This is a genomic window from Amycolatopsis sp. H20-H5, assembly GCF_035828755.1.
Lineage (GTDB): Bacteria > Actinomycetota > Actinomycetes > Mycobacteriales > Pseudonocardiaceae > Amycolatopsis.
In genome coordinates this window covers 1-12908 of sequence record NZ_JAYMZS010000077.1, presented here as the reverse complement: position 1 = coordinate 12908, position 12908 = coordinate 1, and the positions used below count along the sequence as shown (strand labels likewise).

Genomic DNA, 12908 nt, shown 5'->3' with positions numbered 1-12908 from the left:
ATACTCCGCCGCAGTGCACCGCTGGGAACTCATCACCGGCCGCCCCGCGCCATACCCAACCCAGCCGGGACGGCACGGGCGGCCCGTGCTGGCCCCTGTGTTCGTCGAGTGGCTCATGGGCCTGCCACCAGACTGGGCCACCGCCGAAACCCTCGACCTACCCCGCACCGCGCAGCTGCGCGCCCTGGGCAACGGCGTCATGCCCCAGCAAGCAGCCCACGCCCTCGACCAGCTTCTCGCCGACCTCGCCGAACTGAACCGTTCACCGTTCCCCAACAGACACACCCGCATTAGCGAGTCCTGCGACCAACGCGACAGCGGCACCCGCGGTCCGCAGAGAAAGCGAGGCACGTGCGCCGGCATCGAGGGCGCGACATGACCCCAGAACAGGACGCGTCCCCGGACGAACAGAACGAGCCGACGTCCCGCACCCCCGCGCCGAGCGACAGTGACCCGTCTGCCGTACCGACCGCACCGCACACACTGCTCCATACCCCCGCGGAGGCCGCGACACTGCTGGCGACCTCGGAGAGTTGGCTGCGCCGCAAGGCAGGGCAGCGGCTGCTGCCCTGCACGATCGTGGGCAAACGCTTGCGCTTCGCCCCATCAGACCTCGAGAAGATCATCGCTATCTCTCAACGCCCCGCGCGAGACGCCGGCCGGGGTACTGGCCCGGCGATCCGCCGAGCATCACGACGACGTCGCCAGCACTGACACACGACGTCTCGCCCAGCAACAAGTTTCTCGGCCAGAACGCTGGCCCTCTGCCGCCATACGAGCGTCCATGGACCCGTCAGTGATCCGCAGACCCCCACACCATGCCAAAGGAGTTCACCATGCCCTGGGCCGAACAGTCCGGCGATCGGACGTGGCGCGTTCGCTACCGAACCGACGACAACACGATCGGCTCCATCACCGGGTTCCCCGACGAGACCACCGCCGAGGACTACGTCGCACAGATGGTCGCGGAACAGCGCAAAGGCACCTGGATCGACCCCACCGCCGGACAGATCACCGTTGCCACATGGGTCACCGAATGGCGCGACTCCCTCGACATCGACCAACGCACCGAAGAGAACTACAACAGCTTCCTCAACAAACACATCCTCCCCCGCTGGGGAACCACCGCCCTGGCCGACATCACCAACATCAAGGCACAAAAATGGGCACGTGATCTGCGCAACGGCGGCCTGTCGGTGGCCACCGCCGCCAGCATCGTGAAACTCTTTTCGCTGTTGCTGTCCGACGCCGTCGACGAGAAAGTTATCGCAGCCAACCCGATCCGGGCACGCCGTCGTGGACGACGCCGTCACACACCACGGCCGCCGGAGAAGGTGTGGGCCGAACCCACCGAGGTGCTGCACATCGCCGACCAGATCGCGATGAAATACGGGGCCGGGGGAGCGGTGCTGCTCGTCACCGCCGGATGGAGCGGCGCTCGCTGGGGCGAACTCGTCGGTCTGCAACGACGGAACCTGCATCTGTTCGACGACGACACCGGTTACTTCACCATCGACTCGACCTTTGGCGCGTTGCACGAACCCAACCGTGGGCCGCTGTACCTGGGCCACCTCAAGACCGACGCGTCAGCCCGGATCGTCACCCTGCCGCCCTGCATAGTTCGACTGCTCCGTGCGCATCTGACCACCCACGAGCACCCGCACGTCTTCGTCACCCCGTTCAACGACCTGCACCGCCGCAGCAACTTCGCCCGCCGCGCCTTGCGGCAAGCGGCCGACGGCAACGCACACCTCAAGAACCCCGCCGTCAAACTGCGCCCCGTCAAACCGGGCCTCACCTTTCACGGCCTGCGGCACAGTCACAAGACCTGGATGATCGACGACGGCATCCCTGAGATCGCCCAAGCCCTGCGCCTCGGGCACATCCTCGAAGACCAGGTGCAGCAGACGTACTCCCACGTCGCCCGCGCCGTCGAACAACGCCTTCTCGACGCCCTGGAACTCCGCTGGGAGAAGGCCCTCGCCAGCAATACCACTCCGCCCGAACACTCCGCATGGCGATTGCCCCAGGCCGCCTGACCTGACGGCAGCAACCTCATCGCGATTTTCCCCATGACCGCGTCGTCGCTGGCGGCCCGGGTCAGCGAGCAGCGGCTACCTGTGGCTGGCTACTTGCACGTCGAGCGACGCAGGCTTTGATGACCGCGACTTGGCCGGAACCTGCTGCAGCGGGTTGGGCCAGCGCCAGAGGACGACGCGCGACTCGGCGTGGGGCTGGGCGTCCTGCCGTGCAGGGTGACCCGGACATGAGCGTGCCCGCAGAAGTTTGGTTGAGGGAGGAGAACCTTGACCGCGAGCAGCAGATTGAATGACACCGGACATCACCATGGTCGGCAACATCGGCCAGCCGTGCCGAGCGCGCCGCCCTGCAGTGGGTGACGAGCATCGGCAGGCCGTTCGTGAACGCTGAGTTCCATCCGCTGCCACCTGCCATCCTGTTCAACTCGCCGCTGCTCGACCCGCCTTGTGACACGGCTTGGCCACGGAACCGCACCTGTCGTAGCGAGGTCGATCCTCGCGCGACTCGGTAGTATGAAGAAGACAGAGTCCGGCGCCGACGCCCGCGGGGGCGCCACCGGACCCCGACCAGCCGCCGAGGCGCGCGTTCCGGAGCGGTTTCCGACCGTCGCTGAGGTGCTCGTCCAGGTCCGGGCCGACCGCGACATCGTCTATACGCAGGCCCCTATTACGCCCAAGCCGACGTGGCCACCGGCCGAGCACGAACTGACCTCGCGACAGCCGAGCTCGGCGGCGTGATTGCCGCATACCGTCGTCGCTGACGCTGCCATCGAGGCGAGGCAGGTGCCAGAACAGGACCTCATTGATCGTCGGCAACGCGTCCGGCTCCTGGCCTTCAACCTGGCGGCTGCCCCGTCGCGAGGTATCTGGCGGCGGTCGCGAAACCGCGTTACTGACGTGCTGTTTGTCGAGGAAGACACCCTGGGGACCCGGCGGGCTGACCTGGAAACCTGCCACCGGCCGGACTGGTTGAGTCCGCGACGCACTCATCACCCTTCCAAGGCTCCAGCCAGTGTGTTAGGGACGAGTTTGGGCTTCTGACCCACAGGCCGGGCAGTCCGGCCGTGGCGCGCTGGGACCTAGGACGACACTATCGGCGAAAGTAACGAGGCTGGTCCCATACTCCTGATTGGCTGGCAGCGGGGGGACCCCGGTGATCAAGCTCATCGCGGCGTGCGCGACGCGATGCCCGGCGATCCCGGCCGAGATCGCGTTGGCTGGATGCGGTGCTGGTGTCCGACCGCACGGTGCCGGCGTGCGGGGCGGAAGCCTGGCCTGGTGTTCCCGGTCCGCGACATAGGCACAGTCGTAGCACGGACCGGTTCCCGGGCGGTACATGCCAACGTTGACCCAGGGACCGTGGTACCCGCCGTGCACCCACGCCGTCCCGGTCCGGACGCAGGCCTGGTTAGCCCAGGACCGGATCTCCCGCGGCTGGTCCGCAGTGAGCACCAGGACGTCGAACCGGGCCGCCAGCGCGGCCAGCATGGCCGCCCCGGTGATGGTCAGTGCCGCACCGGTGACGGCGATGTCGGAGTTGTGGTAGCGCAGCCGCTCCACCGCCGCCTCCACCTTCGGCCTGCCTACATCCCGCTCGGTGAACAGAACCTGTCGGTTAAGGTTGGACATCTCCACCACATCCGGTTCCACCAGATGCAGCTCCCCGACACCGGACAGAGCCAGGCTCAGGGCCGCGACGCCACCGACACCGCCGACACCGACAACCACCACCCGCGCTTGACGCAGCCGCATCTGGATGTCCCAGCTCGACTGCCGCACGCTGAGGTCCATCCACCCCAACAGTGCCCGGCCGCGGCTGTAACGCTCCCGCTCCCCAGCGGTCAGCCCCTCGGGAGGGAGTTCCGCGGCGTCTTCGACGTAACCGGCTTCGACCAGCTTGACGAGATCCACGCGTACCTCGGTGTGGACCTCGTCGGCAGGTTTGGCGGGAAAGCGGTGGACCAGTTCGGCGACGACCTGGTCCACCGTCCGCGTTCCATCGAGAAGTCCCAGCAGCGCCCACACCCACCCATCCGGGTCCGGGATGTTCTTGGCGATCCCTGGAACGATCCCGCCGATCCGGACTACATCGTCGCCGTACCGGACGGGCCAGTGCTCATTTTTGATCTTCGGACGCTGCATGGAACCTCTCCCTCCACCTATTACGAGCCACTGGCGTTGCCGCCGCTAAAGGTCATCTCTTGCTCGATATCTTCGAACTCGATCATTGCCATCCACCTCCCCCCCCCGATCCTGTGGGAACGCGATCGCGGGGCCGTGATGCAACCGCGGCGCGTCAGTCCGGCTTCGGATACCTCCGGGTGGAAGCGCAACTGGTCCATTCCCTCACCGTCACCCTCACGCTCGCTTGCCAGCCGGCTGGATTACCTGCCGGTGACCACAATGAGCCGGTCGACCGATCGGGTGCGCGGTTCTCGGCAGACCCCGGATTTGCCTCGCTCGCGCGCTGCGTGGGCTAGGTTTCCGGATTCGGGATTCCGGAGGGTTCCGGAATTGGGAGGAGAGACGCGCCGTGAAAGTAAGTGCACAGTGCAGTGAGCAGTTGCGGCGACTGTAGGGGTGAGGCGGGGAATCCGATCCGTGCGGGCTACGGCTGGCCTGCGACAGCGGCGCCGCTCAGGATTTACCGCAGATGCACGAGGTGGCCGAGGCTCTGGAGGTGACGCAGACGGCGGATCCGGCGTTCGAAGAGCGGTTTCGTGCCAAATGGCAGGGCGCCGCGGTCTAGCAGCATGTCGAGACAGGCGGCGTGACTAACCAGACGTCCGGGTAGGTCAGCGGAAAAGGTTCTGCAAGCATGGGACAGCCAGGGTGGCGTCACGTTCTGACTCGGGCTGCCGGGCGGTTTGGTGTCAAGGATGTCTCGTGAGGCCAAACCGCCCCGGCGGCTCAGCGGGGTGGTTCGTTGCCGATGCGAGATTCCAAGGCGATCAGCCGCTGGTGTGTCCGCTCGGCCTGCGGATTGTCCAGTCGTGTAAGGACTGTGAGAGCCTCGCGGAGGCTGACCGCTGCCTCAGCGAGATGCCCAGCGTATTCCAATGACGTAGCCAGCGTCAGGATTGCCTGAACCAGATCGTCCCCGATATCGTCGGACGCCCGGTAGATCGCGACAGCTTCACGGCACAAGCCGATGGCTGTGGCGTGCTCTCCTAGACCTTGCCTCGCCAGCGCGGCATCGTACAGGGCGAACGCGACGCCGGTCTGGTCACCGGCACGACGGCGCAACACCAATTCCTGCTTAGCATGGTCCAAAGCCTGCTCAAACTCACCGAGCCGAGTGCTGATCTGACTCAGATTGGCATGCACCACGGCCTCACTTCGCCCACCTCCCAGCTCCTGGGCAGGAAGGAGCGCCCGCTGGTAGTACTCCCGGGCATCGTGCAATCGGTCACTGTGAAAGCGAACCTGACCCAGGCCAATCAAGCCCAGGAACAGGAAAAAGCGATCGTCAACGGCGTCAGCGAGAGTGAGAGTACTGGCGAAGTCGGCCTCGGCGTCAGCGAGATTACCCAGGTAGACCTGTGTCTCCGCTCTCGAAGTCAGAAGAAGAGCTTCCACTGCATGATTGCCCATGGTTCGTGTAGCCGACAAGCCCAGCGAAGTGACCTCGATGTGGAGGGTGGCCATCACCCTCTCGCGGTAGCTCAGGAACCTGCACGACGTGGCAAGCGCGACGGCGAGCTCCTGCTGCTGACCCTCCACCGCGAAGCGCGTCGCAGCGACCAGGTTGGTGTGCTCGGTGCGCAGCCACGCCAACGCCTGCACCCGGTCTGCGAACGACAACTCTTCCTCGACTGAATGCACCTCACCGGGCATCCCAGCCAGCAGGGGGTATACGGCTCGATCAGCGCGCTGCGCCGTGCGTGCGTACCAAGCCAGTACTCGCGTCACCGCGTCGTGGCGGTCCACGGAGGTCTCGTCGAGTTCGGAGCGGTGCGCTGCGTAGGCGTGCAGCAGATCGTGCATCCGGTACCGTTTCCGACTGACCGGCTCCACCAGGTGCAGTTCGGCCAGCGTCTCCAAGCACCGATACACGGTGAGCAGGTCAAGACGGGTAAGCGCAGCAGCCGCGTGTACCCCGAACTCCTGGCTCGGATGCAGCCCGAGACGCCGGAACACTTTGGCCTGCTCGGCGGACAGGCGGGTATAGGACCAATCGAAGACCGACCGCACCGCGTCTCCCACGTCTCCGCTCCCCCCGAACGAGTCTTTGTAGCCACGCCCATGGTCTTCAGTGATATCAGCGACGACATCGGAGAGGCCGAGCTGGGGACGGGCAGCGGCTCGAGTAGCTGCGACCCGCACCGCCAGCGGCAATCCTGCACATACCCGCACCAGCTCGGTGACAGCTTCGGGTTCAGCATCGACCCGGGCGGGCCCCAGGATCCTACGTAATAGAGCGTGGGACTCCGCGGGGGTAAACGGGTCGAGACCGAATCGGTGCGCTGCCTCGGCTACAACCAGCTCGGTCAGGCTGTTCCGGCTGGTCACCACCACCAGGCAACCTGGTGTACCAGGTAGCAGCGGCCGGACTTGCCCAGCGTCGGAGGCATTGTCGAGCACGATCAGCACTCGCTTGCTCGCCAGCACCGAACGATACAGCCCGGCCTGAGCGTCCACGTCTGCCGGAATATGAGACTCGGCTACTCCGAGCGCGGGCAGGAACGAGGACAGCGCCATCAGCGGGTCCAGTGGATTGCTAGGACCGTAACCTCGCAGATTCGCGAACAGCGTTCCATCTGGGAAACGATCTTGGGCCTGGTGCGCCCAGTAGACGACCGTCGTGGTTTTCCCGCCACCACCGGCGCCGTCCACAACCGCGACCCCTATCACGCTCGCGTTGTACTCGGAATCCGGCAAGAGCGCGTCCAGAGCAGCGAGTTGATGATCTCGGCCAGTGAAGTCCCGCATCGCCGGCGGCAGCTGGCGGGGCACGGGCAGGGGCTCGGGGTGTGCAGGCGGCAGGACGACCTGCCCGATGGTGCCTGCCTGGACCACTGAGCCGGCCACTCGGCCGCTGATCGCGTTCCCCACGTTCTCCTTGTCAGTCACATCAGGAAGTTTGGCGCGATGCGCTGCGCATCCGTGGCGCGATACGCCGACACCACTCTGATGGAGCACCAGCCTGGCAGTCGTGGTTCAGCACGCTGAGCACGGTTCTAGGCTGGTGAGGTCGCGTAGTGAGGAGTCTCAACGACTCGGCGAGTTGTGTGTTCGGCACCCCTAGGTCTGGGCGGCGTACCGGCCTGAGCCTCAGAGAACTAATCGCGATGATCAACCGCGTTGTGACTGGCTTGATTTTGGTAAGCTGGCTTGGCTCCACCTCGACATGTCGAACCGTGGGGCCAACTCACGATGTCACGGCCACCCACTCTTGTGACAACCGCCCTGAATGGGCGGTTGACCTGTCGGTGACCACGATGGACCATTGAGCCGATCGGGTGGGCTGTTCCCGGGACAACCCCGGATCCGCTGGATTCACGCGCCGGTGGACCTACATTTCACTGCTCCGGTGTCCGAAGGATTCCGGACACCGGATCTGAGGAGCGGGGCGAATGGGGGCGCAGAGTCAGCGCGACTGGTTTGTGCAACGGCTGCGACGTCTACTCGCCGCAGCCGGACATCCGCACCAAGCACAACTGCTGGCCTGCGACACTGAGCAAGGCTTGACACGGTCATCATTGTCGGACCTGCTGGCAGGCAAGTTCGTAAAGGCGCCGCCGTGGGAACGCATCTCAGCCTATGTCACCGCCTGTGTCAACGCCGCGCACGCCCGGCAGTGTGAACTGTCTCTCGACGAGGAGAGACGACGGCTGCGCGAAGACCACGCCCGCCTCACCGAACTACTTGATACTGTCGTGCTCGGCGAGACCCCAGCGCATCCCCGAGCTACAGACAGGGGGAGGACGGAGATTTCCGGCGTCATCGAAGGCGTGACCGTGCAGGCAGGCGTGATTCATGGTGGAGTCCACATTCATCATGCGGTTCCCGAGAACGCGTGGCTCTCGCGGTTGACCACTGCATCGATTCTCTCGATGCCCCGTGACATCGCGGCGTTCACCGGACGCGACGAAGAACTCGGGGAGTTGCTTAATGCGATAACCGCCACGGCCGCTTCCCCAGGTGGCGAATCCACAGGAAGTGGAATCTACGCGGTAGACGGCATGCCGGGTATCGGCAAGACGGCGTTCGCGGTACACGCGGCGCACCTGCTGAGGGACTGCTTCCCAGACGGGCTGATCTTCCTGCCCTTGCACGGACACACCTCAGGACAACGACCAGTCGACCCTACTGCGGCCTTGGGTTCGCTTCTCGCAGCAACCGGTGTCGACGCTTCTACTATGCCCACAGCTCTTGACGACCGTGCTGCCCTGTGGCGTCATCGCATGACAGGAAGGAAAGCGCTGGTCCTCCTCGACAACGCCGCGAGCCATGAGCAGGTACGTCCACTTTTCCCCAGCTCGCAGAGCTGCGCTGTTTTGATCACCAGCCGACGCAGGCTGGAGGGGATCGACGACCTGAACCCGATCACCTTGGGGACACTGCCGCTGAACCAGGCGGCGACGCTGTTTAACCGGCTCTCGCGTAACCGTGATGACGACCCGGACGCTCTTGCTGAGCTGATGGGCCTGTGCGGCTATCTGCCGTTGGCGATTAGCCTCCTGGCGGGCAGGTTGCGTCATCACCCTTCTTGGAATCTGCGCTATCTCGCCACCAAAGTTGCTCGCACTCAAGATCGGCTAGCCGAGCTGCGTGCTGAAAACCTCGCCGTGGAGAGCACATTTCGGCTCTCCTACGACGACCTGCCCCTGGAGCAGCGACAGTTGTTCCGACGCCTCGGTCTTCACCCTGGTGCCGACATCGACGCCTATGCCGCTGCGGCGCTCGACGGACGCCCCGTGGATACGACAGCAGGTCGGCTCGACGCGCTCTACACCGACAACCTCGTGGACGAGTTGCATCCTGGCCGCTACCGCTGCCACGACCTCATCCGCGACTATGCCCGCAAGTTGGCCTCTCACGACCCGACCGTAGACAACACACTCGCCCTCGACCGCCTGCTTGACTACTACCTGCACTGCACTACCACCGCCAGCTCGCAGCTGCCTGATCATCGTTCGATCAATGTCCTGCCCCCGCGTTCTCCCGGGCAGCTCCCGGACCGAATTCCGGGTCTCGATAATGCACGTGCGGCAAGGGAGTGGCTCGATTCTGAACACGCGAACATCAGCGCCAGCATCAGTCGTATAGCGAGGAACCAGCCCGTCCGGTCGTTGTACCTCGCTGACGCAGTACAACCTCATTTGGAGTTTCGAGGGCACTGGGCTTTGGCTCATGCCATTCAATGCGCCGCACTCGAAGCCATTAGACATACGTCCGGTAAACGGGAGGAGGCCGTTGCTCTTACTAACCTAGGCCGCATGCAACGGCGCACCGGCGACCATCGGGAGGCAGAACAGAGCCTTACCGAGGCGTTCGCCATCCAAATTCAGCTCGGTGACGAACTCGGGCAGGCGAACGCCTTGGCCAATCTGGGGTCTGCACGGGCCAGGTTAGGAAATTACAGTGGAGCGGCGCAGGATCTCACTCGTGCGCAGGAACTCTACGCTCGGCTCGGCGAGCTGCTCGGCCGTGCCAGTGCGCTTAAGGACCTGGGCGAGGTGCAGATTCTCATCGGTGACTACGCAAACGCCACCGAGACACTGACCAAGGCTCACGCCATGAATATCGCTGCCGGAAGTCGTCGTGGGGAAGCGAACACGCTGATTGGCCTTGGGCGAATTCAGTACATGAACGGCCATTACGAGAAGGCCGCCGAAACGCTCAATCGGGCTCATGCCCTGCACGTCCAAGCCGGCAGTCGCCTAGGCCAGGCAAACACGTTGGTTGCGCTCGGTCGTGTGTACTACTTGAGCAGCGATTATCAGCACGCAGGTGACACCTTCACCACAGCCCATGAGATCTTCACCGACCTCGGACACCGGCACGGGCAAGCGGCCACTTATAAGAACATCGGCCGCGTTCATCAGGCCACCGGCGACCTCCTCACGGCTGTCACCCAGTTGACGCTGGCCCACGATCTCCATGTCGAGACCGGCGACCGTAACGGCCAAGCCGAGGTGCTCAACGATCTGGGGCTACTGGAGAAGGACCGCTCTCGCCTTCCAGAGGCGATCGACAAGTACCGGCGGGCGTGGGAGCTGACGCTGGAGACCGGGTCACTTCCGCAACAGGCTGTTGCCTTAGAAGGATTAGGACGCTGTCTCGTGGAAAGCGGACGCACCCGCGAGGGAAGCGACCGGCTCCGGGAGGCACTGACGCTCTACCGGCAGTTGCAGGCCCCCCAAGCGGCCCAAGTCGCTGCGTTTCTCGAGTTGCTCTCCCGGTAGTAGTGATGCCGAACCGGGCCAACGCACGATGTCACCACCAAACAAACAGAGTTCTGTCAAGCCGGTCTTGGACGCGAGGCGCCCAGTGCGCTGTCAGACTGGTGTCCCGCTGCCGCCGGTGCCATCCACCATCGCGTTGGCGTCATGTCCAGTATCGAGCAATAGCGCGTCCAGCGCTGCGAGTGGATCTCAACGGCCGGTGATTACCCGCAAAGTATTGGGCAAGGCGCCGCCGGCACAACAGGCAGTTTCTTGTAGAGACCGCGAAAAGAAGGCTTGCCCGATAACCCCGGTCTGTACTACCGCGCACCCTTCGTAATGCCGCTTATCGTGCTGCCCATGCACTCCTCGCCGCTCATGTTGGTCAGCTTGTTGCCGTCCCGGTGCCATGCGGAAGCGTCCAGGAACGGTGCCTTGGCAGGTATCCTGCTCCGCCGAGGATTGTGGCCGGCCCGTCCGCCATGGTCAGAAGGTGACGCCGCCCTGGATATCCCGGGCCTGCAGAACTTTTCCGCTGACCTGTCCTGAGACTTGGTTGGTCACGCCGCCGGAATCGGCGTGCTGCTCAATTGTGGCGCGTTCCCACTCAGCACCTACTTGCTCGTCGAACACCGGGTCCTCTGCCCGCTTGGCTTCCAAAGCCTCGGCCAGCGTCAGTACCTGTGGGGAATCCTGTGCTGCCCCCTCAGCGGCCTCGAGTACCGCCGAAGCGTCGGGGTCCGAGGCAAATTTCTCCTTGACCAGGTTGTACAACCCCACCACCATACGCCCTGCGACGGTTGCAGCCATTGACACCAGCACTGGCCCAGGCACAGCACACCCTCCTCCGTGTCGAATACAGGACAAGTATACGACCACCTGTCTGTGCGGATGGTAAAACGCCGTGCAGCGGGACTGTCAAGCATCTCCGCGTTCCCAGGAGCGACCCGTCAGACGAAGAACCGTGTTCAGGTGCGGGCCTACCGGCCGGTGCCTTGCCGTCAGGTGTAGTTACGTACGGCGTAGCTGCGGTATGCCGTCCGGCCCGCTGTTCGATCTTGGCTTGCTCCCGAAGTTCCCGCAGACGCCCGCCGGCGTTGAGCGCCGTGTCGAGCGCGTCGATGAGCTCCCGTGACGGCAGATTCTTACCGGGATTCTCGGCCAGCGACACATACTGCCGGGTGTAGCCGACCTGCTTGGAGAGCTGCGGCTGGCTCAACTTCGCCACGGTGCGCAACCGTCGAGTCTCGTACGCAAGACGGTTCTGTGAGTGGTCGCTGCTGGTCACGAGCACCTCCGCGTGCCGGGGCTAGATCGAGAGCAGGCATGGTGGGTGACACTACTGCCGCGTACCGTAATCATAGCTGTTCAGGCCCCGTGGGATCCGCCCTGTCCGACCATACGCGGCGCCTGCGCGGGCGCGAGCTTCTTCACGTTCCGCGTTCTCGAACGCTCCGGCCGTCCTCCGTTGGCCCTGGACATCTCAGCGACGAGCTGGCCCGTTGCCACGTAGATGGTCTCGATCCCGCCCGGGCGAAGGCGCCATGGCGGCCGCCCGGCGGGCGATTCGACTTGCATGGTCTTCAACCTGGGAACGAGGGCATGCAAGGGGGTGGGACATCTCTATGCCGAGTGCTAGCGCGGCAGTCACAGCCTGTGGGATCGGGGTGATTCGAGCGGGGTATCGAACGCGTTCCGCGAGCTCGAAATCTCGGGCACGTGCCAACGTCCGGGGGGTAATCCTTCGGCTGCAACGATAGTGGTGCCACAACTGCACTGTGTCGGCGTGCTCGATGCAGTAGAGATCAGGGGCCTGCCAAATCAGCAGGGCCCATCTGCCGGTGTTATTTTCTGCCCACGTAGCAAGGGTGACCTCCTCTGCTGCTGCGATTGCTTCTAGTGCAGCGAGCGCTGGGTTGCGCGTCGTGCCGTGCACATGGAGGATGGCAGGACCATCCGCGTGGACCTTGATGTCGCGCTCTTCGAGTGCGTGTATCGCGTTGGCGATGGGGTCGTCCTGGACTTCTTCGGATGCCAGTTCCAGTACTGATTCGAGATCCAGCATGCGGCCGAATCGCTTGCTCAGCATGTCGGTGTACTCGTCGACCAGGTCAGGTACAGCTGCCGACAGCAGGTGGCTGACGGCTTTCACGACGCGGCGGTACTGCAGTGCCTTCTCGGAGCCGTAGTCGTAGCGCGCGGTATGCATCCTCAGTACTGCCAAACCCACGGCGGCCAGGCTACCGAGAGGAGCTTCTGCCTCCGGGGGAGGTGCGTCTTTCTGTCCAAGAGCCGTGAGAATGTCTGTCAGCAGCGGATACCAGCTGAGATCGTCAGAGTCCCAGGCCTCTAAGCCTGGATCCGTGGATTGGCTGGTGGGGTGATCTTGGGGTGGGTTTTGTGCTGGTCGGCTGGTTGCGGGCGTGGTTGACTTGCTGGCGTTCCCAGCTTGTCCACTGTTGTGTCCTGGTTGGGTCTG

10 protein-coding genes are annotated in these 12908 nt (G+C 64.3%); 5 read left to right on the top strand and 5 right to left on the bottom strand.

Going from position 1 to position 12908, the window contains the following annotated elements:
- The first annotated feature begins 13 nt into the window (after positions 1–13).
- The 4 genes from QMK34_RS32045 to QMK34_RS32030 all read left to right on the top strand — a co-directional run bounded on the left by QMK34_RS32045 (position 14) and on the right by QMK34_RS32030 (position 2777).
- Entirely contained in the window at positions 14–379 is a 366-nt protein-coding gene (locus tag QMK34_RS32045; protein ID WP_326418378.1) for a hypothetical protein, read from the top strand.
- Entirely contained in the window at positions 376–714 is a 339-nt protein-coding gene (locus tag QMK34_RS32040; RefSeq protein WP_326418377.1) for a helix-turn-helix domain-containing protein, read from the top strand. Before QMK34_RS32045 ends, QMK34_RS32040 begins: the two co-directional genes overlap by 4 nt.
- 122 nt (positions 715–836) lie before the next feature.
- Positions 837–2039, top strand: a complete 1203-nt coding sequence (locus QMK34_RS32035; protein WP_326418376.1) for a tyrosine-type recombinase/integrase — start codon at positions 837–839, stop codon at positions 2037–2039.
- A 513-nt stretch (positions 2040–2552) separates the two neighbouring features.
- Positions 2553–2777: a hypothetical protein gene (locus QMK34_RS32030; protein WP_326418375.1), complete on the top strand. Its 225-nt coding sequence runs from the start codon at positions 2553–2555 to the stop codon at positions 2775–2777.
- Positions 2778–3056: 279 nt separating this feature from the next.
- Here the strand turns inward: QMK34_RS32030 and QMK34_RS32025 are convergent, their stop codons facing one another.
- The gene (locus QMK34_RS32025; RefSeq protein ID WP_326418374.1) at positions 3057–4181 is read right to left on the bottom strand and encodes a ThiF family adenylyltransferase; all 1125 of its coding nucleotides are present in this window, start codon (positions 4179–4181) and stop codon (positions 3057–3059) included.
- Between the two features lie 768 nt (positions 4182–4949).
- Positions 4950–7112: a tetratricopeptide repeat protein gene (locus tag QMK34_RS32020; RefSeq protein ID WP_326418373.1), complete on the bottom strand. Its 2163-nt coding sequence runs from the start codon at positions 7110–7112 to the stop codon at positions 4950–4952.
- A 503-nt stretch (positions 7113–7615) separates the two neighbouring features.
- Here QMK34_RS32020 and QMK34_RS32015 point away from each other — a divergent pair.
- Entirely contained in the window at positions 7616–10450 is a 2835-nt protein-coding gene (locus tag QMK34_RS32015; protein ID WP_326418371.1) for an ATP-binding protein, read from the top strand.
- Between the two features lie 465 nt (positions 10451–10915).
- On the opposite strand, the gene QMK34_RS32010 is transcribed toward QMK34_RS32015, so the two are convergent.
- From QMK34_RS32010 to QMK34_RS32005, 3 genes are all read right to left on the bottom strand, one after another.
- The gene (locus QMK34_RS32010) at positions 10916–11239 is read right to left on the bottom strand and encodes a hypothetical protein (RefSeq protein WP_326418370.1); all 324 of its coding nucleotides are present in this window, start codon (positions 11237–11239) and stop codon (positions 10916–10918) included.
- Positions 11136–11717, bottom strand: a complete 582-nt coding sequence (locus tag QMK34_RS47985) for a helix-turn-helix transcriptional regulator (RefSeq protein WP_442785257.1) — start codon at positions 11715–11717, stop codon at positions 11136–11138. Before QMK34_RS47985 ends, QMK34_RS32010 begins: the two co-directional genes overlap by 104 nt.
- A gap of 195 nt (positions 11718–11912) precedes the next feature.
- Positions 11913–12659, bottom strand: a complete 747-nt coding sequence (locus QMK34_RS32005; RefSeq protein WP_326418369.1) for a hypothetical protein — start codon at positions 12657–12659, stop codon at positions 11913–11915.
- Positions 12660–12908 lie beyond the last annotated feature (249 nt).

Excerpts from the sequence above, each read along its gene's own strand:
- QMK34_RS32040 (WP_326418377.1), top strand. The coding sequence starts at position 376 with ATGACCCCAGAACAGGACGCGTCCCCGGACGAACAGAACGAGCCGACG.
- QMK34_RS32010 (WP_326418370.1), bottom strand. The coding sequence starts at position 11,239 with ATGGCTGCAACCGTCGCAGGGCGTATGGTGGTGGGGTTGTACAACCTG.
- QMK34_RS32030 (WP_326418375.1), top strand. The coding sequence starts at position 2,553 with ATGAAGAAGACAGAGTCCGGCGCCGACGCCCGCGGGGGCGCCACCGGA.
- QMK34_RS32035 (WP_326418376.1), top strand. The coding sequence starts at position 837 with ATGCCCTGGGCCGAACAGTCCGGCGATCGGACGTGGCGCGTTCGCTAC.
- QMK34_RS32025 (WP_326418374.1), bottom strand. The coding sequence starts at position 4,181 with ATGCAGCGTCCGAAGATCAAAAATGAGCACTGGCCCGTCCGGTACGGC.
- QMK34_RS32015 (WP_326418371.1), top strand. The coding sequence starts at position 7,616 with ATGGGGGCGCAGAGTCAGCGCGACTGGTTTGTGCAACGGCTGCGACGT.